Annotated in this window: 23 protein-coding genes and 1 tRNA gene; 10 read left to right on the top strand and 14 right to left on the bottom strand. The window is 69.3% G+C overall.

The window, feature by feature from the left end:
- Window positions 1-158: 158 nt before the first annotated feature.
- Complete coding sequence (locus ACZ6ZD_RS07230; protein ID WP_465669265.1) at window positions 159-2018, bottom strand: acyl-CoA dehydrogenase; 1860 nt, start codon at window positions 2016-2018, stop codon at window positions 159-161.
- Between the two features lie 92 nt (window positions 2019-2110).
- Here ACZ6ZD_RS07230 and ACZ6ZD_RS07225 point away from each other — a divergent pair, with 92 nt between their 5' ends.
- Window positions 2111-2632, top strand: a complete 522-nt coding sequence (locus ACZ6ZD_RS07225) for a histidine phosphatase family protein (RefSeq protein WP_465669263.1) — start codon at window positions 2111-2113, stop codon at window positions 2630-2632.
- Here ACZ6ZD_RS07225 and ACZ6ZD_RS07220 read toward each other — a convergent pair.
- The 3 genes from ACZ6ZD_RS07220 to ACZ6ZD_RS07210 form a co-directional block, all read right to left on the bottom strand.
- Window positions 2629-3543 (bottom strand): endo-beta-N-acetylglucosaminidase H, encoded by a 915-nt coding sequence (locus ACZ6ZD_RS07220; protein ID WP_465669261.1) that lies wholly within the window; start codon window positions 3541-3543, stop codon window positions 2629-2631. The genes ACZ6ZD_RS07225 and ACZ6ZD_RS07220 overlap by 4 nt on opposite strands.
- Window positions 3544-3645: 102 nt before the next feature.
- Complete coding sequence (locus ACZ6ZD_RS07215; protein WP_465669259.1) at window positions 3646-5001, bottom strand: hypothetical protein; 1356 nt, start codon at window positions 4999-5001, stop codon at window positions 3646-3648.
- Window positions 4998-5498, bottom strand: coding sequence for a SigE family RNA polymerase sigma factor (locus ACZ6ZD_RS07210; RefSeq protein ID WP_465669257.1), 501 nt, complete (start codon window positions 5496-5498; stop codon window positions 4998-5000). Before ACZ6ZD_RS07210 ends, ACZ6ZD_RS07215 begins: the two co-directional genes overlap by 4 nt.
- Before the next feature lie 99 nt (window positions 5499-5597).
- Between ACZ6ZD_RS07210 and ACZ6ZD_RS07205 the strand changes: the two genes are divergently transcribed.
- From ACZ6ZD_RS07205 to ACZ6ZD_RS07180, 6 genes are read left to right on the top strand one after another with little or no spacing between them, the layout of a single operon-like run.
- On the top strand, window positions 5598-6770 hold the full coding sequence (locus ACZ6ZD_RS07205; RefSeq protein WP_465669255.1) for an anhydro-N-acetylmuramic acid kinase: 1173 nt from the start codon (window positions 5598-5600) through the stop codon (window positions 6768-6770).
- Window positions 6771-6775: 5 nt separating this feature from the next.
- A complete protein-coding gene (locus ACZ6ZD_RS07200; RefSeq protein ID WP_465669253.1) occupies window positions 6776-7294 on the top strand; it encodes an AAA family ATPase in 519 nt (172 codons plus the stop codon).
- A 39-nt stretch (window positions 7295-7333) separates the two neighbouring features.
- On the top strand, window positions 7334-7567 hold the full coding sequence (locus ACZ6ZD_RS07195) for a hypothetical protein (protein ID WP_465669251.1): 234 nt from the start codon (window positions 7334-7336) through the stop codon (window positions 7565-7567).
- Window positions 7567-7956: a type II toxin-antitoxin system VapC family toxin gene (locus ACZ6ZD_RS07190; RefSeq protein ID WP_465669249.1), complete on the top strand. Its 390-nt coding sequence runs from the start codon at window positions 7567-7569 to the stop codon at window positions 7954-7956. Before ACZ6ZD_RS07195 ends, ACZ6ZD_RS07190 begins: the two co-directional genes overlap by 1 nt.
- A gap of 40 nt (window positions 7957-7996) precedes the next feature.
- Window positions 7997-8593, top strand: coding sequence for a DJ-1/PfpI family protein (locus ACZ6ZD_RS07185; protein ID WP_465669247.1), 597 nt, complete (start codon window positions 7997-7999; stop codon window positions 8591-8593).
- A complete protein-coding gene (locus tag ACZ6ZD_RS07180; protein ID WP_465669245.1) occupies window positions 8593-9069 on the top strand; it encodes a MarR family winged helix-turn-helix transcriptional regulator in 477 nt (158 codons plus the stop codon). Before ACZ6ZD_RS07185 ends, ACZ6ZD_RS07180 begins: the two co-directional genes overlap by 1 nt.
- Here the strand turns inward: ACZ6ZD_RS07180 and ACZ6ZD_RS07175 are convergent.
- The 3 genes from ACZ6ZD_RS07175 to ACZ6ZD_RS07165 form a co-directional block, all read right to left on the bottom strand.
- Window positions 9047-11548: a polysaccharide lyase family 8 super-sandwich domain-containing protein gene (locus tag ACZ6ZD_RS07175; protein ID WP_465669243.1), complete on the bottom strand. Its 2502-nt coding sequence runs from the start codon at window positions 11546-11548 to the stop codon at window positions 9047-9049. The genes ACZ6ZD_RS07180 and ACZ6ZD_RS07175 overlap by 23 nt on opposite strands.
- An 82-nt stretch (window positions 11549-11630) precedes the next feature.
- Window positions 11631-13694, bottom strand: coding sequence for a DUF8094 domain-containing protein (locus ACZ6ZD_RS07170; RefSeq protein ID WP_465669241.1), 2064 nt, complete (start codon window positions 13692-13694; stop codon window positions 11631-11633).
- A gap of 255 nt (window positions 13695-13949) precedes the next feature.
- A tRNA-Gly gene (locus ACZ6ZD_RS07165) sits at window positions 13950-14020 on the bottom strand.
- Between the two features lie 389 nt (window positions 14021-14409).
- On the opposite strand from ACZ6ZD_RS07165, the gene ACZ6ZD_RS07160 reads away from it, so the two are divergent.
- Together ACZ6ZD_RS07160 and dcd are read left to right on the top strand one after the other, a co-directional pair.
- Window positions 14410-14847, top strand: coding sequence for a MarR family winged helix-turn-helix transcriptional regulator (locus tag ACZ6ZD_RS07160; protein WP_465669239.1), 438 nt, complete (start codon window positions 14410-14412; stop codon window positions 14845-14847).
- Window positions 14848-15018: 171 nt separating this feature from the next.
- Window positions 15019-15594, top strand: a complete 576-nt coding sequence (dcd, locus tag ACZ6ZD_RS07155; protein WP_171674053.1) for a dCTP deaminase — start codon at window positions 15019-15021, stop codon at window positions 15592-15594.
- Window positions 15595-15651: 57 nt separating this feature from the next.
- On the opposite strand, the gene ACZ6ZD_RS07150 is transcribed toward dcd, so the two are convergent.
- From ACZ6ZD_RS07150 to ACZ6ZD_RS07135, 4 genes are all read right to left on the bottom strand, one after another.
- On the bottom strand, window positions 15652-17172 hold the full coding sequence (locus ACZ6ZD_RS07150; RefSeq protein WP_465669237.1) for a hypothetical protein: 1521 nt from the start codon (window positions 17170-17172) through the stop codon (window positions 15652-15654).
- 113 nt (window positions 17173-17285) lie between these two features.
- Window positions 17286-17516, bottom strand: coding sequence for a hypothetical protein (locus ACZ6ZD_RS07145; RefSeq protein ID WP_465669235.1), 231 nt, complete (start codon window positions 17514-17516; stop codon window positions 17286-17288).
- Between the two features lie 37 nt (window positions 17517-17553).
- The gene (locus tag ACZ6ZD_RS07140; protein WP_465669233.1) at window positions 17554-18387 is read right to left on the bottom strand and encodes a DUF4097 family beta strand repeat-containing protein; all 834 of its coding nucleotides are present in this window, start codon (window positions 18385-18387) and stop codon (window positions 17554-17556) included.
- The gene (locus ACZ6ZD_RS07135; protein ID WP_465669231.1) at window positions 18384-19163 is read right to left on the bottom strand and encodes a hypothetical protein; all 780 of its coding nucleotides are present in this window, start codon (window positions 19161-19163) and stop codon (window positions 18384-18386) included. The genes ACZ6ZD_RS07140 and ACZ6ZD_RS07135 overlap by 4 nt, the downstream gene beginning before the upstream one ends.
- Window positions 19164-19281: 118 nt before the next feature.
- On the opposite strand from ACZ6ZD_RS07135, the gene ACZ6ZD_RS07130 reads away from it, so the two are divergent.
- Window positions 19282-20058: an SDR family NAD(P)-dependent oxidoreductase gene (locus ACZ6ZD_RS07130; protein ID WP_465669229.1), complete on the top strand. Its 777-nt coding sequence runs from the start codon at window positions 19282-19284 to the stop codon at window positions 20056-20058.
- 119 nt (window positions 20059-20177) lie between these two features.
- Here ACZ6ZD_RS07130 and ACZ6ZD_RS07125 read toward each other — a convergent pair whose 3' ends face one another.
- From ACZ6ZD_RS07125 to ACZ6ZD_RS07115, 3 genes are all read right to left on the bottom strand, one after another.
- Window positions 20178-20987, bottom strand: a complete 810-nt coding sequence (locus ACZ6ZD_RS07125; protein ID WP_465669227.1) for an SCO4651 family lipoprotein — start codon at window positions 20985-20987, stop codon at window positions 20178-20180.
- A gap of 85 nt (window positions 20988-21072) precedes the next feature.
- Window positions 21073-23223: a (Fe-S)-binding protein gene (locus tag ACZ6ZD_RS07120; RefSeq protein ID WP_465669225.1), complete on the bottom strand. Its 2151-nt coding sequence runs from the start codon at window positions 23221-23223 to the stop codon at window positions 21073-21075.
- A 77-nt stretch (window positions 23224-23300) separates the two neighbouring features.
- On the bottom strand, window positions 23301-24752 hold the full coding sequence (locus ACZ6ZD_RS07115) for a GAF domain-containing protein (RefSeq protein WP_465669223.1): 1452 nt from the start codon (window positions 24750-24752) through the stop codon (window positions 23301-23303).
- Between the last annotated feature and the right edge of the window lie 37 nt (window positions 24753-24789).

Raw genomic sequence — 24789 nt, 5'->3', positions numbered from 1 at the left:
CGCGACCCTGGCGAGGACAGGGGAAGCCAAGCCAGGGTCGCGGTGTTATCCACACGGCAGAAACGCTGCTACACGGAACCGGTCCAGGGGAAGGCCAGATCGTGGGGCAGATCGATCTGCCCCACGATGCCCCGAAACCCTGACAGGTAAGGGATTCCTCAGAACGCGGACTCGGGCAGGTCCATGATGTCGAGATCGGTCAGCTCGGCCTTGATCCGCTCGGCCCGGACCGACGGCATCGTGGACCGGACGAACCACTGGGCCGCCGCGATCTTGCCGGTGTAGAAGTCCTGGTCGGCCGGCGAGAGCTCGCCGCCCAGCTTCTCCAGCGCGACCTCGGCCTGCCGCAGCATCAGCCACGAGCAGACGACGTCACCGAGGACGAACAGCAGCCGCGAGGTGTTCAGCGCGACCTTGTAGACGTTGCGCGGGTCGCCGTTCTCGGCCTGCGGGTTGCTGGCCATCAGGGCCTGGCCCATGATGCCGAGCAGCTTCTGGGTGTCCTCGAGCCCCTTTGCGAGCAGACCGCGCTCCTCCTTCAGGCGGCCGTTGCCGGCCTCGGAGGCGACGAAGGCCTGGATCTGCTCGGCCAGGTGCCCGAGGGCCTTGCCCTGGTCCTTGATGATCTTGCGGAAGAACAGGTCCTGACCCTGGATCGCGGTGGTGCCCTCGTACAGGGTGTCGATCTTGGCGTCGCGGACGTACTGCTCGATCGGATAGTCCTGCAGGAAGCCGGAGCCGCCGAATGTCTGCAGCGACTCGGTGCCGAGCAGCGTCCAGGACTTCTCCGAGCCGTAGCCCTTGACCAGCGGCAGCAGCAGGTCGTTCACGCCTTCGGCGACCGCGTCGTGGTCACCGGCGTACCGGGCCTGCTCGGCGCGGTCCTGGTAGGTGGCGGTGAACAGCACGAGCGCGCGGAGGGCCTCGGCGTACGCCTTCTGGGTGAGCAGCGAGCGGCGGACGTCGGGGTGGTGGGTGATCGTGACCCGCGGCGCGTCCTTGGCCGGGTTGGTCAGGTCGGCGCCCTGGATGCGCTCCTTGGCGTAGTCCAGCGCGTTCAGGTAGCCGGACGAGAGCGTCGCGATGGCCTTGGTGCCGACCATCATCCGCGCGTACTCGATCACCTGGAACATCTGCGCGATCCCGTCGTGCACCTCGCCGAGCAGCCAGCCCTTGGCCGGGACGCCGTCGCCGAAGGTGAGCTCGCAGGTCGTGGAGACCTTGATCCCCATCTTCTTCTCGACGCCGGTGACGAAGGCGCCGTTGCGCTCGCCGGTCAGCTCACCGGTCTCCAGGTCGAAGTCGAACTTCGGGACGACGAACAGGCTGAGCCCCTTCGTGCCCGGGCCGCCGACGCCCTCGATGCCCTGCGGGCGGGCCAGCACCAGGTGCACGATGTTCTCGGTCATGTCGTGCTCACCCGAGGTGATGAACCGCTTGACGCCCTCGATGTGCCAGCTGCCGTCGTCCTGCAAGGTGGCCTTGGTCCGGCCCGCGCCGACGTCGGAGCCGGCGTCCGGCTCGGTCAGCACCATCGTCGCGCCCCAGCCGCGGTCGATCATGTGCTGGGCGATCTTCTTGTCCCGGTCGATGCCGTTCCGCCACAACACGTGCGCGAAGTTCGGCCCGGCGGCGTAGATGTGGACGGCGGGGTTCGCGCCCAGGATCATCTCCGCGGCGGCCCAGCGCAGCGACGGCGGCGTCGGCTGGCCGCCCAGCTCCGGCGGCAGCTCCAGCTTGTACCACTCGGCGTCCATGTAAGCGTGGTAGCTCTTCTTGAACGCCTCCGGCATCCGCACCTCGTGCGCCTCCGGGTCGAACACCGGCGGGTTCCGGTCGGCGTCCTCGAACGACGCGGCCACCTCGTTCTTGGCCAGCCGGTCGATCTCCCCGAGCACCTCACGCGCCGTCTCGACGTCCATCTCGGCATACGGCCCCTGCCCGAGCACCTCGCCCCGGCCCAGAACCTCGAGCAGATTGAACTCGATGTCCCGCAGATTCGACTTGTAGTGGCTCACAGAGTTCCCCTACCTCGCTCGACAACTTTACTCGCCAGTAACAAAAGTATATACCGACCAGTAACGAAGGCAAAGCGGATTGACTGTCACGAATGGGGACACGGTTGATCTACGAGACGCACGCCACGACGCTCGACAACGAGAACGGCGTCGCGACGGGCTGGTTGCCGGGGGAGTTGTCCGAGCGCGGGCGGCGGGAGGCCGTCGAGCTGGGCCGGCGGCGACGGGACGCCGACGTGGTCTTCAGCTCGGACCTGCGGCGAGCCGTGCAGACGGTGGAGCTGGCGGGGCTCGGTGTGCCGTATTTGCGGGACTGGCGGTTGCGGGAGTGTGACTACGGGGAGCTGAACGGTGCGCCGGTGGACGCGCTCGGGGTCAGGTCCGAGCGCGTCCGTACGGCGTATCCCGGTGGCCAGAGTTACGCCGACGCCGTCGAGCTGATGGCGTCGTTCCTCGACGATGTCAGGCGCTGGTACGGCGGGTGCGTGGTGCTGGTCGTGGCGCACTCGGCTCAGCGGTGGGCGCTCCAGCATCTGGTGGGTGATGGAGCGCCGTTGGCGGAGCTGATCGAGGCGCCGTTCGACTGGCGACCGGGGTGGGAGTACGAGCTCTAGGGGGTGTAGATGGTGTTGGTGCCGTAGAGCTTCTGAGTGATGGCGGAGAGGTAGGTGGAGGTGTTGGACTCGGTGAGGTTGTAGGTGAGGAAGACGCCGAAGCCTTCGTCCTTGGTGCGCTGGGCGAGGGAGGCGGCGGTGGACTGGCTGGTGGCGGTGTAGGAGACGGCCGCGGGGGAGCGGAGGGCCTTGGAGGTCGGGCCGCTCGGGTCGTTCCAGGTGCCGTACCAGGGGTTCCAGGAGTAGTTGAAGGTGTTGGCGATGCTCTGGCCGTTGTAGGTCAGGCGGTCGGACGCCGGGCCGATGTCGTAGAGCGTGATCAGCTTGTCCGGGCCGAGCTTCGCGCGGAGCGCCTGGACCAGGTAGACGAACGAGTAGGCGTTCGGCTGGCCGGTGCCGTTCTTGCCGTACTCGACGTACTCGTCGTCGAAGTCGATCCCGTCCAGGCCGTACGTCGTCACCGCGTTCGCGAGCTCCTGGGCGAACGCGTCGGCCGACGCCTTGTCCGGGAAGTTCGCGAAGCCGGCGCCCTCGTGGTTGCCGAGGATCGACAGGACGACCTTGATGCCCTTGTCCTGCAGCGGCTTGATCTGGGTCTGCCGGTTGTTCAGGACGCTGGTGACCTGCTGGTTGAAGTGCAGGTACGCCTTCCGGGTGGTGGTGTTGAAGTTGATGTTCGCCGCGAAGATGATCGCGACGTCGATCGCCGGGGCGCCGGTGCTGGCCAGCTTGTACTTGCCGGCGCTCAGCATGCTGTGGTCGTTCACCTCGATATAGGCGATCAGCGTCGGCTTCTTCGCGGCCCGGCAGGCGGCGTTCGCCGGCAGTACCGACGCGCCGGTCGCGGCCACCGCCGTACCGGCGGCGAGAGCTGACAGCAGGGTCCTTCTCCGCATGAGCTCAGAACTCATTCGATCGACTCCTTGTCAAGGGTGGGCGGTCCGCCACACCGGCTGAACTAAACCGGTATAGCGGACCGATCATCGGATCGAGCCCAACCTGGTGTCAAGGGGTCACGGCAGCGTGACGGGAAGGAACGAGTCCTCGAGTTTCGTCCGCGCCTCGACGTTCGCCCCCGGCGGTACCAGCAGGGCGTTCGCGCTCCCGGCGCTCCACGGCCCGGTTCCGACCCGGTACGACAGGACGCCGTCCTTCTGCGCGATCACCCAGCCGAGGTTGTCCGGCAGCTTGATCCGGATCGGGGTGACGTCCTTGCCCATCTCCGCCGAGACGACCTTCGACGGGCCGTTCTTCGGGACGACGACGGCGTACGGCCGGGTCGCCTCGTCGTCCAGCTGGCGCTGGCCGAGGTAGACCTCGGTGCCGTCGGCGGTCCTGCCGTAGCCGACCCAGGTGCCCTTCTGCTCGGCGAAGTACGGCCAGAACTTCGCCCTGGCGAGCCCGTCCTCGAACTTCGCCCGCGCACCGGCCCGCACCCCCTCGGCACCCGGCGACATCGTCCAGTACTCCGGCTTCGAGGTGACCCACATCCGCCGGTCGATCTCGAACGGGCCCTTGCTGTCCTCCGGGGTGACGTAGCCGGTGAACGCGATCCGCTGGTCCGACGGGCCGGTGGCCGGGAGCGTCGCGATCGACAGGTCCTCCTCGACGGTGCCCTTGGGTAGCGCGATCACGCCGACGCCGTCCTTGAAGGTCACCGGCGCGAACTCGCGGCTGCTGCTGGAGCCGTCGGCGGAGTACACCCGGCGCGGCGACCAGCCGGTCTTCTTGCCGACGTCCAGGACGACGAGGCTCTGCGGATCGTCCATCCCGGCCATGAAGCCGGTGGTCAGCGGCGTCCCGGCGGCCGCGTACCGCGCGGTCAGGACGTGGAACTTGTCCCGGACGTCGGCCCCGATGAAGCCGACCACGGTGTGGACGCCCTCGCGCTCGAGTTTGAGGCCGTTTCCGTTGCGCAGATTCGCCCGCTGAGCGACGATCGCGGCCGGTCCGCTCGCGGTGGTGCCGACCCAGTAGACCTTGGGCTCGCCCTGCAGGTCCTTGAACAGGCCCGCGCCGTTGCGCTGGGAGCTGTCGCGGGTCTTCTTCCAGGTATCCAGCGCCTTGGCGATCATCTCGTCGTTCGCCAGGTCGCCGCGGGTCTCGCCCTTCAGCAGGAAGCTGTACGGGTCGCTCGTGGCGGTCTCGCCGGCGACCGGGGCGTCGGCGAGGCTGTTGTAGACGGCCGGCCCGGCGACCGCGACCGCCCCGACGGCCAGGACGGCGAGCGCGCTGATCCCGGCGGTGGTCAGGCGCCGGCGGCGGAGCCGGCGGGAGCCGCCCTGGCGGGCGCGGATGATCAGGTCGTCATCGGCGTGCACGTCGTCGACCGAGAGGCGCAGGCGTTGGTGGAGTTCGGTCTCGGTCATCGCAGTCCCTCCAGGAGCGCGGGTTCGGTGATCAGGCGCAGTCGGTCGAGGCCGCGGGAGGTCTGGCTCTTCACGGTGCCGATCGAGCAGTTCAGCGCGTCGGCGGTCTGGGCCTCGGTCATGTCTTCGTAGAAGCGCAGGACGATCACCGCGCGTTGCCGCGGCGGGAGCTCCTGCAGGGCGGAGAGCAGTTGGTCGCGGACGGCGTACGCGTCGGAGCCGTCCGGGGCGCCGCGGTCGTGGTGGTCGGCCAGCGTGACCTCGGGTTTGCGGCCCTTGGTCCGCCAGCGGTTCGCGGCCAGGTTGGCCAGCGTCTTGCGGGCGTAGGCCTCGGGGGCGCCGGTGCTGATCCGGCGCCAGTGCACGTAGACCCGTTCGTACATCTCCTGGACAAGATCCTCGGCCGCGGCCCGGTCTCCTGTCAGCAGGACTGCGGTCCGCAGCAGCCGGGTCGCGCTGCCGCGGACGAAGTCGTCGAATTCGCTTCCGCGAGTCACCCGTCTACCCTCCTGGTGAGCTGTTCTGGTACCGAGAATGACACCGGGCAGGTCCGGAAGGTTGAGTCGTCCGCCGACCTCAGGAGATGCTGAACCGCTATGCGAGTGATCGGGTTGATGTCCGGGACGTCGTACGACGCGATCGACGCGGCGGCGGCCGATCTGCGCCTGGACGGGGACCAGCTGGTGCTGACCCCGCTCGGGATGCTGAGCCAGCCGTACCCCGACGAGCTGCGCCGGGCGTTGGCCGCTTCCTTGCCACCGGCAAGTACGACGCTCGAGCAGGTCTGCCGGTTGGACACCGGGATCGGGCAGGCCTTCGCCCGGGTCGCGCGGCAGGCGGTCGAGCAGCTCACGGGCGGGTACGCCGATCTGATCGTGTCGCATGGGCAGACGGTGTTCCACTGGGTGGAAGGCGGAGCCGTCCACGGGACGCTGCAGCTCGGGCAGCCGGCCTGGATCGCCGAGGCGACCGGTGTCACCGTCGTATCGGACCTGCGGACGCGGGACGTCGCGGCCGGCGGTCAGGGGGCGCCGCTGGTGAGCGCCTTCGACGTGCTCTGGTTGCGCGGGCGGCCCGGCGTACCGATCGCGCTGAACCTCGGTGGGATCGCCAACGTGACAGTCCTGGCAGGCGAGCCGCTGGCCTTCGACACCGGCCCGGCGAACGCCTTGATCGACGCCGTCGTCGCGGAGCTGACCGCTGGGCGGCTCGGGTTCGACGCGGACGGCGTACTGGCCTCACGCGGCCAGGTGCACGCAGAGCTGTTCTCGCGGTTGCTGACCGAGCCGTACTACGCGCTGCCCGCGCCGAAGAGCACCGGCAAGGAGCTGTTCAACCTCGCCTACCTCGCGCGGGTGCTGGAAGGGCTGCCGGAGATCCCAGCTGACGATCTGGTCGCGACAGTCACCGCGCTGACGGCCCGTACGGTCGCGGACGCCGTCCGCTCGCACGGCGGGACGGAGGTGATCGCCTCCGGCGGCGGCACACGCAACCCGGCGTTGCTGCGCATGCTGGCTGCAGAGCTAGGGCCGGTGCCGGTCCGCAGCACCGACGAGCTGGGGCTGCCGTCCGCGGCCAAGGAGGCGTACGCGTTCGCCGTCCTGGGCTTCCTCACCCTGCACGGCCTGAGCGGGACAGTCCCGAGCTGCACCGGCGCGCGGCACTCGAGCGTGCTCGGATCGATCACCCCCGGCCTCGCCGGTGTGCCGCACGTCTCGCCCGATGTTCGCCCGCCCGCGAGCCTTCTGATCGACCGCGCGCCACACTAGTCCTCGTGACGAGGCTGTTCGTGGTGACAGGTGCGCCCGGATCCGGGAAGTCGACCGTGGTTCCGGAGCTGGTCCGGCTGAATCCGGGCAACTTGGTGGTGATGGACATGGACGAGCTGCTCGACGATCAGGGCCGCCTGCTCGGCATCAGCATCGCCAGCGCGACGGCGGCGCCGATCTGGCCGGCGTACAACGCACTCTGGTTGCGCATCACCGAGCTGATCCGCCGCTCCGGCATCCCCGTCCTCCTCCTCACCCCCGGCCTACCCAGCGAACTCCCCGAAGGCCGCTGGCTCCACCTCGACTGCCCGGACGTCGTCCGCCGCAAACGCCTCGCCAACCGCGGCTGGCCGCCCGCCCGCATCGAAGACGCCGTCGCCGACGCCGAAGAGATGCGCAAATACGTCCCCCGCTCCGTCCGCGGCGACGTAGCCCCCGAACGCTGCGCCCGCTCCATCCTCGACTGGATCCGCGGCGAACGCTTCGGCAAAACCCTCAACCTCTGGACCCGCTTCCGCGGCTAGCCGAGGGATGTGTAAGACGATTTGTCTTACACTTGTCTCATGGCAGAGACGATCACGATCCGCACGGATGCTGAAACCGAGCACGCGCTCGATGTGCTGACCCATGGCGGTGGCTCGCGGTCGGCTGCCGTTCGGCAGGCTGTCATCGAGGCCGCGTTGCGAAAAGAGCGTGCGGCGGCGATGCGGCGGGCGGTGTTGCGGATGCCGCTCGGGGAGCCCGACGGCGTGGATGTCGGGGCTGAGCTGGCTCGGGATCGGGAGGCTGAGCGCTGATGATCTACCTCGATTCGGCGGCCATCGTGAAGCTGGCGCACGCCGAGTCCGAGTCGCAGGCGCTCCGGGACTGGCTCGACGAGCGAGCCGAGCTCGATTGGATCAGCTCGGCCTTGGCGGAGGTCGAGTCGGTTCGGGCGCTCGCCCGGTACGTCCCGACGGCGGTTCCCCGCTTGCAGCTGGTGCTCGATCTCGTCGAGCTGGTCGACATCGACGCCGGGGTTCGGATCCTCGCCCAAGCCGTCAAGCCGGCGACCGTCCGCAGTCTTGACGCGATCCATCTCGCCACCGCGCTGCGGATCGAGCGGCTCGATGCGTTCGTCACCTACGACAAGCGGTTGGCCGATGCTGCTCGCGAGGCAGGCCTCGGCGTGCAGATGCCGTCGTGACGCATTGACAACATGTTGTCTTGATGACAGTATGTTGTCTATGACGAAGACGGCGTATGTGGGTGTTTACGAGACGTGGGCGGACTGGGAGATCGGGCATCTGCTGGTCGAGTTGCGGACGGGGCGGTTCACGGGTGAGGAGTGGCGGGTGGTGACCGTGGGGGAGACGGTTGAGCCGGTGGTGACGATGGGTGGGTTGCGGGTGGTGCCGGAGGTGGCGCTGGGTGAGGTTCGGGGTGGGGATCTGCTGGTGCTGGCTGGGTCGGCGGAGTGGGACGCCGGGGGTGGCGACGGGTTTGTGGAGTTGGCTGGGCGGTTCTTGGCGGCTGGGACGCCGGTGGCGGCTATTTGCGGGGCTACGGCTGGGTTGGCGCGGGGTGGGTTGCTGGACGAGCGCAAGCACACCAGTGCGGTGAAGGAGTATCTGTTGGCCACTGGGTACGCGGGTGGCGACAACTATGTGGACGCGCGGGCGGTGGTGGACGGCGATCTGATCACGGCCGGGCCGGATTCGCCGGTGCAGTTCGCGCGGGCGGTGCTGTCGCGGCTGGGGCTGGCGGATGAGGCCAAGCTCGAGGCGTACGAAGGCGTCTTCCACCGGGCCGACCCATCGGCGTACGCCGGGCTCGTCGGCTGATGACTGTTCCACCGCGGGCGGAGTGGCCGGAGCCTGCTGCGGAGACGGCGGGTGGCGCGGCGCTGACCGACGTCATCCTCGCCACGTTCCGGCTGAATGCGCGGCTGCTCGAGGCCGCGCAGGAGCTGGCCGCGCACGGGGAGCTGACCGCCGCGTGGTGGCAGGTCCTCGGCGGCGTGCTCGACGAGCCGCGTTCGGTCGCGGACGTCGGCCGGATCATGGGGGTCAGTCGCCAGGGGGTGCAGCGGATCGCCGACCTGCTCGTCGAGCGCGGCCTGGCGGAGTACCGGGCGAACCCGGCGCACCGCCGCGCCAAGCTGCTCGCGTGTACCGAGGCCGGCTACTGGGCGATCCGCCAGGTCTCGGTCGCCCAGCATCCGTGGGCGGCCGAGCTGAGCACCGCGGTCGACGTCGACGACCTGCGGACGACGCTCGCCACCATGCAGGCCTTGATCACCAAGCTCGAAGGAGCTTGATCGGCAGGCTCGCGCCGTAGGTGTGCCGGGTCGCGAACGTCAGCCGCGTCCCGGTCAACGTCCGCACGACCTGGACGCCGGGCGTCGGCGCGGCCGCGCGCAAGTACTGCGCCCACAGCGTCACCGAGATCGTGTCGCGCGCCGTGGTCGGGTCGGACGCCGCGACCTCGACCTGACCACCGGCGCCCCGGCGTACCAGCACGGACGCCGGGCCGTCGATACTCATCCCGGGCAGGTGATGCTGCCCTCGGGTGAAGGTGTTCGCCGCGGTCAGCCGCAGCCCGAGGTGCTGTACGGCCTGCATCCGAGTGGTGTTCGCGAGGACGCCGAGCCGACCGTGCCGATAGGCCTGGAGCGCGGACTCTGTTGCGTTGGGCACCAATGCGTAGGCAAGAGCCCGGGTCGCCCCCGCCGGTTGGGTCGCGGTCAACCCGAAGACCTGCTTGGTCACCTGGGTGTCCGGGTTCGACGTCCGGATCACGCGCCGGCTCCGTGTCACCGACTGCAAGCTCACGTGCACTTCACCCGGCTGCAGGAAGTAGTAGCCGACGGCAACATTGTCGTCGGCGTAGCGCAGCCAGCGCGGGTCGACCGCCCCGACTCCCGACCAGCTGCCGCCGTTTCGGCGTCCGCCGGCGATCGTGACGGCCGCGGTCGGGGCCGCGATCCGGGTGTCGAGGGTCGTGGTGACCGGGCGGTCGTCGTCCCCGACGCCGGCCGCCAGGACGACGACCTCGTCGTCGAACAGGAACCAGGATTTGGTCGCCGACGCGTTGCGGTAGCTGACGAAGTCTTCGGGCAGGTCCGCGCGGTGGGCGTAGGCATAGTCGTCCGACTGGACCCAGCCGGCAACGCCGTACGTGCCCAGGGTCGCGCCGCCGGAGTACGCGTTGGTGCCGGTCGGGAAGTAGACGTAGGTGTTCTGCGCCTCGGACGACGGGGTGAACTCCGGCGGACGGTCGTAGTACGCCGTCCCGTAGAGCTCGGGGATCGAGCGCCGGGTCTCGACCGGCGCGGTGACACCCGCGAGCGCGTACGGCGAGACGGTGGTGAAGTAGTCGACGCCGTATGAGCGGGTCTGGTCCTGGCCGGTGAGGTACAGGTAGTGGGCGCCGTCGCCCTGGAACCAGGGCAGCAGGTTCTCGCCGCTCATGTACTCGTACTTGCTGATCCGCTCCGAGTTGCGCGCCAGCGCGAACGCGTAGCTGGGACGGCGGTGCACGGTCCGGTCCATCGCGTTGTACGCCGTGCTGCTCGCGGGCGGGTTCAGATCGGCCGGGACGATCGCGGGGTCGGCCTTGAGGTCGGCGAAGCGCGCGATGCTGACCGGGGAGACGAAGGTGTTCGGGTTGATCGTCGGCCGGGCGGTGAACTTCGCGAACGCCTTCAGCCGGGTCGCGTCGGCCGGCGTCGCGTAGTCGGCCAGATCGACGACGGCCTCGACGATCACGGCGACGTCGTCGTACCCGGTGCCGGGCCGGGAGACCGCGCGCCCCTTGACGATCTCCATCATCCAGCCCTCGAAGATGAGCGGCGCGAAACCGTGCTCGACCCAGCCCTGGACGACGCCGACCAGGTCGTCGGTGCGTGCGTACGGCGTCCCGTCGAGCACCTTGATCGTCTGGACGACGCGGCTGAGCAGCGCCTTGCCGTACGAGCCGGTGTACGCGACCGAGGCGTGCTGGATGAACGAGCCGTCGGCGTAGTACCCATCGGTGACGCCGTGCTGGAGGTTGTACGGATCGACGGTGGCGAAGACGGTGAACTGGTCCTGCAGGGCCTTCTGGATCCGCGCGTCGTCGCCGAGCAGCGCGCCCTGGAGGACACGGTTCGCGGTGATGTCGACCAGGTTGGCGCCGGTGTGGAAGCGCGAGTCGAGGTTGACGTCGCCGTTCGTCCCGTTGCGGAGGTAGGCGTCCATCGAGCCGACGTATCGGCTGATCAGCTCGGCCGGGGCGTCGATCAGGGCGAGAGTCTTGGAGACGAAGGTGGAGATGCCGATCTCCCAGGTGAACCAGTTGCCGTAGTAGCCGCGGGACTGGTCGCCGTAGTACGTCGCATGCAGCCAGGCGAGCTTGTCGGCGATCCGCGCGCGGAGTTGCTCATTGCCCTGCAGCTCGGACGCCGGGCCGGGGCGGCGGAAGGCGAGCGCCAGCTCGTAGAGGTGCTGGAACGACGCGCTCAGGTTGGGGTCGCTGGTCCCGAGCGGGAGGCCGGCGAACAGCTCACCGGAGCCGGCGCGGTCCATCGCGGTCAGCCACGTCCGGGCGGTGGCGTCCAGCGCGGTGAGTTTGGCGGCGACCTCGGGTCTGGTGTTCGAGGCCGCCGTACCGGCGTAGATCGCGATCGCGTTGCTCAGCAACAGCCCGGCCCCACCCGGGGCGTCGGTGGCGGCACGGGCGGGGCGTACGGGGTGCACCGCGCTCAACAGCGCGGTGGCGGGGACGAAGGACAGCAGGTGGCGGCGGCTGATCTGCACTGGTACTCCCGGGCGAAGGGGAAAAACCTCACCCTGGGAGTCAATCAGCCGTCACTAAGTTTCGGCAAGCGCTTACAGCGACTCAGGTGCCGCCGGCGCCGACCAGTTGACCGTCCATCGAGAGGATCCGGATCGGGCCGCCGGTCGACTTGGCCGGGATGATCAGCGCGACCTGGTGCAGGTAGTCCTGGTGCAGCGTCTGGGTGTACTTGACCATGCTGCTGAACGCCGTCGCCTCGCCGCTGGTCCAGTACGCGTTCGAGCCCGGCTCGACGCGCTGCAGGTACTGCTCGGTCAGCGTCAGGAAGACCAGCGCCTCGCCGTCGCCGGTGATGAACGCCGTCTGCCGGCCGGTCGACCGGAACGTGTCGGTCGCACCGGCGATATACGGCTCGGCGACATCGGAGACCTTCGACTTCGCGCGCAGGTCGAGGAGCTTCGTCGTCCCCGGGGAGGGGATGAAGAGCTTCGACTGCGCCGACTTGGCGCCGCCCGTCAGGTACGCCGCCATGGTCGCGCCGACCGCGGACGGCTGCGTCGCCAGGCTCGCCAGATCCGCCTTGGTCGGGGCGCGCAGGCCGGTCAGCGACGGCAGGTCGATCGTGTTCCCCGGGTAGACCGAGTGCGTGAGCAGCCAGGGCGCGCCCGCGCTGTCGCGCTCCCAGACGCCGAGCTGGCGGGTGTCCGGGGCGCCCGAGACCCCCGAGGCGACCACGAACCGCATCGGGTACGCCGTGAACTCCGGCGCGCCGACCTGCGGGTCAGTGAACGCGAACGGCTTCTCGGTCACCTTGCGCGCGGCGTCCAGCTTGCGGCCGATCTGGTAGCCGGCGCGGGTCTGCGCGAGCGTCGGCTCGGCCTCGATCGTCGCGGCCAGCTTGTCGTCGCGGGTCTGGTTCGCCTTGTTGTTCAGCTCGTTGTACTTCGCGACCACGGCCTGCGCGTCGGCGACCGTGATGGCCGGCCGGTGGTCGACCGTGCTCAGGCTGTTCTTCGGCGGCATCAACCCGCAGCTCGTTGCTGTCAGCAACAAAGCCCCACTCGCCAGCAGCGCCGCCGTCCGCTTCATCGCCTCGTCGCTCTTCACGAACTCCGGCGACTCCTGCAACGGCAACGGCGTCTCCCCCACAGCCGGCCCGTCAGCCCCCGGCAGGTCGGCGCTCGTACGAGCCTCCGGTACGTCGGTAGCAGGCGCGGTCAGCGCGGCGCGGGACTTGGCCCGGGCGACCGCGGCGGCGGACATGAACATCGGCGCCGCCGGAATCGGCGAAGCAAGCGGCACCGCGGGCTCGTCAAGCGGGGCGCGGTCAGCAGGCGTCGCCGGAGCCGGATCGACGGCCGGCGGCTCGTCAACTGGCGCACGGTAGGCAGGTACGTCCTCGGGCGCCGCCCGCATCGGAGTCTTGGCTTCGGGCACGGCTCGCGCCGAACTGGACGCCGAGGGGGTGTTCGACTGCGGGGAGGTGGGGGCGAAGGGGGAGGTGGGGGTGGTGAGGACGGCGCGGGTGGGGACTGGGGCGGCGGTGGGCTCGTCGGCGGCGCGGGGGGCGCGGCGGAAGGCGAGGGCGATGCCGAGGGTGAGGGCGACGAGGCCGGCGCCGAAGACGAGCAGGCTGATCCCGAAGGAGCGGTGGATCTCGATGCCGAAGCGGACGTCGGCGTCGACGGCGGGGCTGCCGTCGGCGTTCATCACGACGACGGAGTACCGGCCGTCCTGCATCGGCCAGGCGATCGACTGCGCACCGGCGCCGCCGGATTTCGCGACCCACCAGTCGAGCTCGCCCGGCGGGGTCAGCTTGTTCTCCAGGCCGCGCATGGTCTGGGTGCTGATCGTGGACGGCGCGTCGTACCGGATCACGCGGGTGGTGGCCGAGCCGGCCAGGTAGTCGGTGACGTCGAGGTCCTGCGCGATCCCGACGAACAGCGGCTTCGCGCCGGTGACGTCGACATGCAGGACCGGGCCGTGCCGGTCGATCAGCTCGGGGGCGGTGACGACGGCCAGGCCGGAACTGCTCAGGCCCCGGTCGCCGGTGGAGATCGTGTTGTCCGGGCCGATCAGCCAGAACGCGGCCGCGGCTCCGGCCACGGTGGCCAACAGGCCGATCAGGGTCAGCAGCAGGCCCAAGACGGTGCGGGCGAAACGCATGAAAAGGCTCCCGTTGTACGACGAGCCCGGTCACGGACGGGTGGACCGGACAACGAGCTCGGCCGCGGGGCCGGTCGGGGCCCCGTACTCCACCCGCTGTCCTGACTAACTGATCCCCTACGAATCTGTTACGACTGGATCACTAACTGAGAGTCGCTGCATTAATCTGTCAATCGTTTGAACCAGCCGCTGACCAGCAAAAAGGCCCGGACCGAAAAACTTCGGACCGGGCCCAACTTGTGCTGACAAACACGGAGCGGGTGACGAGAATCGAACTCGCACTGTCAGCTTGGGAAGCTGATGTTCTGCCATTGAACTACACCCGCGTGCCGCCCACTTGGGCGAGCAGGGAAGAGCATAGCCGATCGGTGGGGGCGCGGGCGCGCCGGGTCCGGCGCGGCGGGTGGAAGTCGGCCGATCCGGCCCGGTCGGCGTCCGGGGACGGCGGGGTGCTGGTCCCGGCCGGGTTGTTGCGCGGTCAGGAGTCGGTCGGCAGGAAGATGCCGAATGCATCGAAAAGGCGGCCGGGAGCGGTTTGCGCCGGGGGTTCCGGGGCAGTTTTCCACAAAGGGTCCGCCCAGGGACTGGGCAGGCCCGGCATCTTCTGGCAGATTAGAACGCGTTGCCGGGGGCAACATTTGACGCAACGTGAGGATGCGGTCCTTGCCGGGACCGGACAAGATGGTTGCGGGGCAACTGGATGAAGGGGTGAACGGTGGCAACAGACGCAAGTGACGCGCTGGAGAACCTGGAGAAGGAGCTCGTCACGTTGGCGCGCCGGCTGCGTGGTCTGCAGCGGACGCTGTCCGACGAGGCGCATCCGGATCTGGAGCCGGCGCAGTACGCGTTGCTCAACCACGTCGAAGAGCTGGCGCCGGTGCGGATGGCCGACCTGGTCGCGGCGCTCGAGGTCGACAAGGGTCCGGTCAGCCGGGCCTGCGCGCGCCTCGAGGAGGAGGGACTGCTGAAGCGCGCGGCCGACAAGACCGACGCGCGGGCGACCCTGCTGACGCTGACCGCGGCCGGTAAGCGCAAGCTGGCCTCGGCCCGGAAGAAGCGGCACAAGGTGATCGAGGAGCTGCTCAAGGACTGGTCGCCGGCGCAGGTGAAGACCTTCGCCACCCAGGTGTCGAAGTTCAACAAGCTGGCCTGAGCAGGAGTTCGTTGCCTCAGGCCCGGGGTTCCGGGCGGCTGAGGAACAGGTCTGGTGGTGTGTCACGCCGGGGAGCTGAGGGCCCCGGACGATCCACCACCAGATCCCTGTCACCGGCCGCGGGCCGGGCGGTGACAGGAGCGCGACCGGCGCGCTTGCTACCGTACCGGTGTGCTGCTCTCCGACCGTGACATCTTGGCCGAGCTCGACGCCAAACGCGTCCAGCTGGATCCGTTCGACGCCGCGATGGTGCAGCCGTCGAGTGTCGACGTCCGCCTCGACCGCTTCTTCCGGGTGTTCGAGAACCACAAGTACCCGCATATCGACCCGGCCGAGGAACAGCCCGACCTGACCCGGATGGTCGAGCCCGAGGGGGAGGACCCCTTCATCCTGCACCCGGGTGAGTTCGTGCTCGGCTCGACGTACGAGCTGGTGACGCTGCCCGACGACGTGGCCGCCCGGCTCGAGGGCAAGTCCTCGCTGGGCCGGCTCGGCCTGCTGACGCACTCGACCGCCGGCTTCATCGACCCCGGCTTCTCCGGGCACGTGACGCTGGAGCTGTCGAACGTCGCCACCCTGCCGATCAAGCTCTGGCCGGGGATGAAGATCGGCCAGCTCTGCTTCTTCCGGCTCTCCTCGCCGGCCGAGCACCCGTACGGCTCCGCGAAGTACGGCTCGCGCTACCAGGGTCAGCGCGGCCCGACGCCGTCCCGTTCGCACCAGAACTTCCACCGCACCGACATCTGAGCCGGAACGACGAAGGCCCCCGGGAAACACCCGGGGGCCTTGTCAGTTGTCAAGAAATCAGGCGGTCGGCTTCAGCGTGACGAGGATCTTCTCGTTCTTGAAGTCGTTGCCTCCGGCACTTTGCAGGTAGACGCCGCCGTACTGCGTGACGGCATCCGGAGTCCGCACACCGAGCTGGTTGTTGTAGAGCGACAGATCCGAACCCCAGGCGACGGCCGGGTCGGTGGCCGGGTCCATGGTCGGCGCGCTGGTGGTGGCGTCCGGAGTCGGGGACCACGTCCCGCCGGAGGACGACGGGGTCGGCGTCGAGCTCGCGCCGGGCACCTTCGCCAACGGGATGTCCTGACCATCGGTCGCGGTCAGCGCGATCGGCTGGTTCTGCGCCTGGCCGTAGATGACGCCGTGGAAGGCCGCGCTCACGATCGGGACGACCCGGCTGGCCGATTCGGACGTGTAGCCCCAGACCTTCTTCCCGGTGCTGTCGTCGAGACCGACGATCTCGTCGGTACCGCCGTTCGCGCCGGTCGAGCAGACGACCGCGGCGGCCTGGTCGCCGAGGCACTTGAAGTAGTACTTCTTGGTGTTCGCCAGCGCGGGTTTGGTCTCGACGACGGCGCCGGTCGCGATGTCGACGGCGTACAGCACGTTGTTGTACGTCGTCGCCGCGGTCTTCGGATCCGACTGGTACGTCGTGCCGCTGAAGTAGGCCCGCTTCGCGCCGTGCCCGGCGAACATCAACTCGTTCTGCTTGGTCGGGATCGTCTTGCTGACCTTGCCGGTCGCGCCGTCGGCGACGACGATCGCGCTGTCGGTCGCGTTCGTCGCGCCCGCGGACTTACCCGCGACGACGACGCCGTTCAGCACGCCGCCGGCCGCGACGCCGGGGATACCGGTCGCCTTCTGCGTCTTCGGGTCGGCGAAGACCGTCAGCGCGTCCAGCGGTTTGCTGCCGCCCTGCGGGTCGACGCCGATCGCGATCTGGCCGGTCGCGGCGTCGTACGCCTCGGTGTAGATGTTGGCGGTCTGACCGCCCGGGCCGAGGATGCTGCTGGCATCGAACGTCGCCTCGGCGACCTTCTTGCCGTCGACGGCGTCGAGCCACTGGAACAGCACCTGGCCGTGCGCCTTCTGGGTGCCGCCGCCGCTGTTGGACTGGCTGTACACGATGCCGACGACATCCTTGCCGTCGAGTTGCAGCGGCATCGGCCGGCTGTGGCTGGTGGTCTTGATCGTGTCCGGCGAGTCGGTGGACGGCGTCGTCCACGGCTCGCGCTGGGCGGCGATGTGGTAGCCCTTCAGGCCGCCGTTCCCCGAGAGCAGCGCGGTCTGGCCGACCATGCCGGACTTGTAGGAGTACATGTCCTCGACGCCGGTCACGTCGGGCGCTCCGAAGGCGGAGGCGGCGGTGAAGTCCTTGGGCGGGTCGAAGGCGGCGACCTGCGGGGCCGGCGGGCTGGTCGGCGTGTCACCGCTCTTGTTGTCGCCGCCGGAACCCTTGTCGTCCGCGCCGCCGCAGCCGGCGAGCAGGACGATCAGGGTGGCGGCGGTGGCGACGGCCTTGGCTGTCGGACGCTGCATGGTGCTGCTCTCTCCCGAGGTCGACCGAAGTGATCGCTTGAAAACCTAGCAGTGTCGATGGTCGCCGTCGGTAGTTATCCACAGGCATTTGCACGAAGCTGCAACACCACGCCTCAGCGGACGACGGACAGCCCCGGACGAGCCTGGTTCGGACGCGCGTGCCGGGGGCGGACGGCGGGCTCGGTGAGCGGCTCCAGCCGGTCGGCCAGCCGCCGCAAGGCGATGGCCAGACCGTGCCGGGCGCCGCTGTCGGCGGGGCGTTCCTGGTGTGCCGCCCGGGCCTCGGCGGCCCGGATCTGGTCGGCGACGCGGTAGCGCGCGACCTCCTGCTGTTCGCTGATCATGTCGTGCTCCCCTCGGTGTTCCCCGTGCGGAATCTGGTCAGACCTTGACGACGGTGATGTCCCCGGAGACCGTGCGGGCCCGCAGCATCAGCGAACGCTCGTCGCCGGCGGGCTTCTGGCCCGGCTGCAGCTCGCACCGGATCCGCCCGGTGACCGTCTTCAGGTCCAGGTACGTCGGTACGCCGTCCGGTACGCCGACCCGGACGTCGCCACGCGCGGTCTCGGCCTGGATGCTCGGCCCGTCGGCCACCTCGACGACGACGTCACCCGAGCCGGAGGTCGCGATCGAGTGATCGCGGATCCGCTCGATGGTGATGTCACCCGAGCCGACCTTGATACTGGCCTGCCCGGCCGCGTCGCCGACCCGGACGTCACCGGAGCCGGTGCTCAGCCCGAGGGCCGCGCCGGCCGCGGCGATGTCGATCGCCCCCGAGCCGGTGGTGCCCTTCGCCGTCCCGCGGACGGCGCCGACGCGGACGTCGCCACTGCCGGTGCGGACCGCGAGGTCGCCCTCGACGTTCTGCAGACGGACGTCGCCGGAGCCGGTGACGACCCGGGTCGTGCCGACCGGCACCCGGGCGGACAGGTCGCCGGAGCCGGTCTGGACCCGCAGCTCCAAGGCCGTCGGAGTGGCGATCCGGACGTGGATCTCCGGACCACGCCGGGTGGCGTGCCGACGGTCCTTGCGCTGTTCGACGATCAGCTCGCCGTCCTCGATGCCGAAGCGGACGTCGTCCTCGACGCCGCCCTCGACCTCGAGAGTGACGTCAGTCTCGGCGCCCTCGGCCGGGACCAGCTCGACCGTGCCGGAGCCGATGTCGATCCGGGCTCGGGTGAGCTCACCGGTCAGGTTGCTGGTGAAGCCGCTCATTCGGCCCACCCCGTGAAGCTCTGGCCCGGGCCGTGCTGGCCGCGCCGGTGCTCTCGGTCGCCCCGCCGCCGGTCCCGGTCGCCGCGGCGACCCTCCCGATCGCGGTCCCGGTCGCGTCGGCCGCGCTCGGAGCCGAACACGCCCTCCTCGCCGAAGGGGCCGTCGGGGCCGAACACGCCGTCCGGTCCGAAGACGCCGTCCGGTCCCAGGGGACCGTTCGGGCCGAGCGGGCCGTCCGGGCCGAACACGCCGCCGCCGCGCGGAGGACGCGGTGGCCGCGGCGGGCGACCCGGGCCGCGACGGCCGCGGCCGCTCTCGCTGAGCTCGGTCATCACCGTGCGCATCAGCCACGCGTTCGAGGAGATGCCCTCGGCATTCGCGGCCTCGTCGACCTTGTTCTTCACCGACATCGGCAGCCGCAGCGTGATCCGCGCGGTCGGCTCGTCGGCGTCCAGGGCCAGGTCGGTGACCTCGGAGTCGTTGTCGTCTTCTTCTTCTTCGTCGTCCACCTCGTCGGGGCCGGTCAGCTGGCTCGGCGCCGGCGTGACCACGAACTCGGGACGGCCGCCGGCCATCCGGAGCTCCACCGACCCGGGGGACAGCTCGCGGCTGATCTCCCCGGCGGCATCGGACAGGGCTGAGATGAGGGCCAGGCGGCCCGCGTCATCCAGCGTGGCTCCGAGGCGCTGGGCCACGGAGCGAGTTTGGTCGTCGGCCAGGGCGGTGGCGTTCTCGACGCTCCGCCGGACCGACTCGAGGTACAAGTCGAGTTCCATGACGCCAACTATGACGTCATTGTGACGTCACTGTCAACCCCGATGCCGTCATGACCCCGTCGGGGACCAGGATGGGAGACTCGGAGACCGGGAGGAACTTGTGTCCAGAGGTGTACTCGTGACCGGGGCGTCACGCGGTGTCGGAGCGGCAGCCGCGGCTGCCTTCGCAGCGGGCGGCGACCGAGTCGTCCTGCATTGCCGTGGCGCCGTCGAAGAAGCCGAGCAGGTCCGCGCCGGGTTGCCCGGCGAGGGGCATGCGGTGCTCTCGGCAGATCTCGGTGATGCGGCCGCAATCCCTGTCCTGGTTGACGAAGCGGCTCGCTTGCTCGGCCGGATCGACGTCCTGGTCAACAATGCCGCGCTGTTCGTCGCCGAACCGGTGGCCGGCTCCCGCCGGATCGGTCATCCGCTCGCCGACACGTCGTACGAGGACTGGGTCTCGGTCTGGCGCCGGACGCTCGCGGTGAACCTCGAAGGGGCGGCGCACGTCACCTGGTGCGTCGCCCGCCAGATGCTGGACGTCGCTCCGGCGGACGGCGTCCGGCGCGGCGCGATCGTGAACGTCGGGTCCCGTGGCGCCTACCGCGGCGAGCCCGACATGCCCGGCTACGGCGCCGCCAAGGCCGGCGTCCACTCGATGAGCCAGTCCCTTGCCGTCTCGCTGGCGCCCCATGACATCACCGTGACGTCAATAGCCCCCGGTTTCATCGCCACCGAGCTCACCGCCGCCATGCTCGAAGGCCCGGCCGGCGACGCCATCCGCGCCCAGAGCCCCTTCAACCGCACCGCCACCCCCGAAGAAGTAGCCGCCGCCATCCACTGGCTCGCCTCCACCCCAGCCGGCTGGGCCGCCGGCGCCGTCCTCGACTTCAACGGCGCCAGCTACCTCCACTGAGCCGGTCCAGGGCCGCGAATTCGCCGTCGTGGACTGCCTGCACCACCGACGCGGCGTTGCTGTGGGCAACGATTTTCAGATCGACGTCCGGCCGGGTACGGCGCACCCGGCCTCGTCGACTAGCGCGCCGGCTGCTTGAGGATCTTGTTGGCCGGGGGTGCGGTGATGGTGATGGGCTTGTTGTAGTCAGACAGGGTCATTTCCATCGCGACGCCGCTGAAGGTGAAGGTGAGCCGACGGACGCGGTCCGCGTCGTCCATCCACATCGTGTAGGCGAGGGTCTTGGGGAGGTCGCTCGCCTTGACGCCGGTGGGGAGCTTCTTGCCCTGGAGTTTGAGGGCCTTGGCGGTGTCGACGGTGACCGTGTAGCGGTTGAGCTGCTGACCGGCCACCTTCTCGGTGCGGACGAACTTCACGTCGACCATGGACTTGTCGAACGACTTGAAGATCTTGGTCGGGTCACCGCCCTCCAACAGCTGCTCCAGCTCAGCCGAGCCACCGGCCTTGCTCTGCACCCACTTGCCAGGCGGGGTCACGCCCGGCATCGAGGCATACAGCAAGCCCTTGGTCACGATCACCTGCCCAGGCTGCTCACCGAACAACGGCCCAGCCAGCTGCAACGACAGCGCCAACGGCTCCACCGTCTGGACGCCGCTGATCGTCAGCGCCGGCTTACCGGCGACCGTCATCTTCCCAACCGTCCGCCACGACTTCTGCTTGGTCAGCGCCGAGTTCATCGCCGGCAGGAACGTAACCCGATTCAGCCGAACCGGCTCAGCCACCTTCTGCGGTTCGGCGACGGGCTGCGAGGTGGCCGGCACACTCGCGGCCGGGCCAGTGGCGGCCGGCTTGTCGGAGCCGCCACAGGCGGCGAGGCCGAGGGTCAGCGGCAGTGCTGCGGCCGTGGCGACGGCGGCGCGGAACTTCATGGTGCTTTCCTCCCCAGGTGGTACAAGACGGTGGATCTTATGGTCCGTACCACCTGAGGCGGAAGGTTTTTGCACCTTGTTGCAACTACCCCCGCTTGACGGCGGCGAGGAGGAGTTGGGCGACGTCCTGGACTTCTACTTCTTCGCGGGCGGAGCCGTCGGCTTGTTTGGCGGTGAGGCCGTCGGAGAGCATGACGCGGCAGAAGGGGCAGCCGGTGGCGATCTTGTCGGCGCCGGTCTCGACGGCTTCGGTGGTGCGGTTGACGTTGATGCGGCTGCCGATCTTCTCTTCCATCCACATCCGGGCGCCGCCGGCGCCGCAGCAGAACGACTTCGTCTTGTTCCGCGGCATTTCGGCGTACTCCGCGCCCGGGATGATCTCGAGCAGTTCGCGCGGGGCGTCGTAGACCTGGTTGTGGCGGCCGAGGTAGCAGGGGTCGTGGTAGGTGATCTTCTGGCCGTTGAGTGAGCTCTCGGCCGGGGCGACCGGGGTGAGTTTGCCGTCCCGGACGAGGCGGTTCAGCAGCTGGGTGTGGTGGATGACGTCGAGCTCGACGCCGAGCTGGGAGTACTCGTTCTTCAAGGTGTTGAAGCAGTGCGCGCAGGTCGAGACGACCTTCTTGGCGCCGGTCTCCTTGAAGACCTCGGCGTTCTGCATGGCGAGCTGCTGGAAGACGAACTCGTTACCGGAGCGGCGGGCCGGGTCGCCGGTGCAGGTCTCGCCGTCACCGAGGACGGCGAAGCTGACGCCGGCGATGTTCAGCAGCTCGGCGACGGCCTGCGTGGTCTTCTTCGCGCGGTCCTCGTAGGCGCCGGCGCAACCGACCCAGAACAGGTACTCGACCTCTTCGAGGGTCTCGACGTCCGAGCCGACCTGCTTGACCTCGAAGGGCAGGTCCTTGGCCCAGTCCATCCGGCCGGACGGGCTCATGTTCCACGGGTTGCCCTTGTTCTCCAGGCCTTTGAAGAGCCCGTTCAGCTCGGACGGGAACGACGACTCGATCAGCACCTGGTAGCGGCGCATGTCCATGATCGCGTCGACGTGCTCGATGTCGACCGGGCACTGCTGCACGCACGCGCCGCACGACGTACAGGCCCACAGGGCCTCCTCGTCGATGACGGCGACATCGGCCGCGCCGACCAGCGGCTTCTCCTGCTCGTCGAGCACCAGCTGCGACAGCGACTTCCGCTCGTCGTCGGAGGAGGCCAGCAGGTACGGCGCTTTGGCGTACGCGTGCTCGCGCAGGTTCATCATCACGAGTTTCGGCGACAGCGGCTTCTCGGTGTTCCAGGCCGGGCACTGCGACTGGCAGCGACCGCACTCGGTGCAGGTCGTGAAGTCGAGCAGGCCCTTCCAGGTGAAGTCCTCGACCTTGCCGACGCCGAGTGCGGCGTCCTCGTCGAGTTCGTCGATGTTCTCGAAGTCGATCGGCTCGCCCTTGACCATGATCGGCTGCAGCGCGCCGAGCGCCGTCCCGCCGGTCGCCTCGCGCTTGAACCAGATGTTCGGCCAGGCGGTGAAGCGGTGCCAGGCCACGCCCATCGTCGCGTTCAGCGAAATCGTGATCATCCAGGCGAACGAGATGATGATCTTGATCATCGCGACCAGGTAGACCGTGTTCTCCAGCGCGTGCTCGGACAGGCCGCCGAACAAGGCGTCGCCGACGAACCACGTACTCGGGAAGTGGAACTTGCTGCCCGCGCCGAGCGCGTACTCCAGCCCGCGCAGCAACACGATGCAGATCAGGACGCCGAGGATCGTGTACTCGACGTAGTACGCCTGCCAGCCGCGCGAGCCGAAGAACCGGCTGTACCGGCCCTCGGAGCCACTCGGCAGATGCCGCAGCCGGATCGCCATCAACCCGATGATCGAGATCAGGCCGGTCCAGGTCAGGAACTCGCTGACCCACTCGAAGACGAACCAGTGGCCGATGATCGGCAACGCGAAGTGCGCGTCGAAGAGCTGCCCGAACGCGGTGACGAGACTCAGCACCAGACCGAGGAAGCCGAACGCGACGAACCAGTGCAGGATGCCGATGTGGCTCCACTGCAACATCCGCGTGTGGCCAAGGGTTTCCTTGGCTAAGGTAAGGCTTCGCTGACCTGGCTGATCGGTCCGCCCGGCCGTCGGCTGACCCAGCTTGATGACGGACACCAGGTGCCCGATCGTCTTGCCGAACAACGCGATGCCGACCGCGGCGATCGCGAGCGAGACGATGATGGCGAGGATCTGCATACCAGCGATGTTATTGGTTGGTTACTGGTGAGTCATGTCGATGCGGTCATGATCACGCCCGCGTGTTTCGTCTCACGTTACCCCGTCAGGCGATCGAGCCGGGCGGCGGCTGCCGGACGGCGGGGGTCGTCGGCGGGTAACGCGACGGCGAGCGCCTCGAACACCTCCAGGTCTTCGGCGCCGGTCGGGGTCTGCGCGAACCGCCAGAGCAGGTCCGCGTCCGCGGTGGTCAGGATGGCGCGGCGCAGGGTGGCATCGACCTCGTCGCGTTCGGCGCGCACGGCCGGCGCATCGGAGCGCGCGAGTAGCGGACCGGAGTAGAGGTCGAGCGCCGCGCGGAGATCGCCCTGGCGAAGTGCGGTGTGCAGATCGGTGATGTCCCCGGTCACGTCGGCGATGATGCGATAGGGCTTGGTGTCCAGGACGCCGCCGCCGAGCAGGTTTCGCAGGCGATGCATCTCGGCCCGGACGGTGGTCGGGTTGCCCTCGTCGCCGTACAGCTGCAGCATCAGCTGCTCGGCGGTCAGACCGGCCGGGTGCAAGAGCAGCAGCGTCAGGACTTCGGCGCGCCGCAAGGTGAGCGCGATCCCGCGACCACCGACGACGGCGATCGGTTGACCCTCCCCGAGCAGCTTCAGCCGCAACGACGGTCGCGTACGCCGAAGCGGCGTACCGGGGATGCGGAGCAGGTAGCCCTCGTCGAGCGGCTCGATGAGGCCCTCGCGGCCATCGCCGAGGTTGATCCGGTCGGTGTGCGGCGGCACGATCAGCCGATCCGGCAGCCACTCGAGCGGCTGGACGGCGAGCACCCGGCCGGACGGCGTCAGCAGCGCGCCGGGAGAGTCGCCCAGTGCCATCAGATGGCGCATGTTCCGGGCGCGCAGCTTCTCGTCGGCGGCCGCCATCCGGACCCGGAGCTGGCCTTCGGCGAGCTGGGCCGCGGCCGTGACGAGCGCGACCATCGCGGGGTGGACGGTCCGCAGCGGGCCGGAGACGTCGACCGCGCCGAGCAGTTTGCCGGTGTCGGGATCGTGGACGGGCGCGGCCGCGCACGTCCATTCGTGGATCCGCCGGACGAGGTGCTCGGCCGAGTGGATCTGGACCGGCTGCCCGACGGCGAGCGCCGTCCCCATCCCGTTCGTGCCGATCTGGTCCTCCGACCAGACCGCCCCCTCCGACAACGCGATCCGGTCCGCCTGCCGCCGGACGGCGGCCGAACCCTCGCGCCACAAGATCATGCCCTGGGCGTCGGTGACGATCATGATGTGCGTCGCCTCGTCGGCGATCGTGGTCAGCGTCTGCCGCAACACCGGCAGGACGGCGTGCAGCGGGTGGCTCTCCCGGGTCGCGGCCAGGACGTCGTCCCCGACGACGACCGGCGGCGCGTCGAGCTCGGGGTCGACGGCGGCCGCGAGCGACCGCTGCCAGGACGCGGCGACCAGCGGCCGCGGCACGCCCGGCATGCGGGCGCCACCGAGCACCTCGTCGTACAGCTCACTGAGCCGGCGCGCCTGCTCTGCCGCGTCCATCGCCTCACCTCGCGCTGCAACGTCCGTGCAACGTCGC

The sequence above is a fragment of the Kribbella sp. NPDC104218 genome (assembly GCF_055584105.1).
Note: the sequence above shows the minus strand (reverse complement) of the source record. Positions and strands in the feature narration are given on the sequence as shown.

Bases quoted from the DNA above. Each gene is read 5' to 3' on its own strand.
- ACZ6ZD_RS07225 (WP_465669263.1), top strand. From the start codon at position 2,111: ATGGGGACACGGTTGATCTACGAGACGCACGCCACGACGCTCGACAAC.
- ACZ6ZD_RS07220 (WP_465669261.1), bottom strand. From the start codon at position 3,543: ATGAGTTCTGAGCTCATGCGGAGAAGGACCCTGCTGTCAGCTCTCGCC.
- ACZ6ZD_RS07215 (WP_465669259.1), bottom strand. From the start codon at position 5,001: ATGACCGAGACCGAACTCCACCAACGCCTGCGCCTCTCGGTCGACGAC.
- ACZ6ZD_RS07205 (WP_465669255.1), top strand. From the start codon at position 5,598: ATGCGAGTGATCGGGTTGATGTCCGGGACGTCGTACGACGCGATCGAC.
- ACZ6ZD_RS07195 (WP_465669251.1), top strand. From the start codon at position 7,334: ATGGCAGAGACGATCACGATCCGCACGGATGCTGAAACCGAGCACGCG.
- ACZ6ZD_RS07190 (WP_465669249.1), top strand. From the start codon at position 7,567: ATGATCTACCTCGATTCGGCGGCCATCGTGAAGCTGGCGCACGCCGAG.
- ACZ6ZD_RS07185 (WP_465669247.1), top strand. From the start codon at position 7,997: ATGACGAAGACGGCGTATGTGGGTGTTTACGAGACGTGGGCGGACTGG.
- ACZ6ZD_RS07180 (WP_465669245.1), top strand. From the start codon at position 8,593: ATGACTGTTCCACCGCGGGCGGAGTGGCCGGAGCCTGCTGCGGAGACG.
- ACZ6ZD_RS07170 (WP_465669241.1), bottom strand. From the start codon at position 13,694: ATGCGTTTCGCCCGCACCGTCTTGGGCCTGCTGCTGACCCTGATCGGC.
- ACZ6ZD_RS07150 (WP_465669237.1), bottom strand. From the start codon at position 17,172: ATGCAGCGTCCGACAGCCAAGGCCGTCGCCACCGCCGCCACCCTGATC.
- ACZ6ZD_RS07145 (WP_465669235.1), bottom strand. From the start codon at position 17,516: ATGATCAGCGAACAGCAGGAGGTCGCGCGCTACCGCGTCGCCGACCAG.
- ACZ6ZD_RS07140 (WP_465669233.1), bottom strand. From the start codon at position 18,387: ATGAGCGGCTTCACCAGCAACCTGACCGGTGAGCTCACCCGAGCCCGG.
- ACZ6ZD_RS07135 (WP_465669231.1), bottom strand. From the start codon at position 19,163: ATGGAACTCGACTTGTACCTCGAGTCGGTCCGGCGGAGCGTCGAGAAC.
- ACZ6ZD_RS07125 (WP_465669227.1), bottom strand. From the start codon at position 20,987: ATGAAGTTCCGCGCCGCCGTCGCCACGGCCGCAGCACTGCCGCTGACC.
- ACZ6ZD_RS07120 (WP_465669225.1), bottom strand. From the start codon at position 23,223: ATGCAGATCCTCGCCATCATCGTCTCGCTCGCGATCGCCGCGGTCGGC.
- ACZ6ZD_RS07115 (WP_465669223.1), bottom strand. From the start codon at position 24,752: ATGGACGCGGCAGAGCAGGCGCGCCGGCTCAGTGAGCTGTACGACGAG.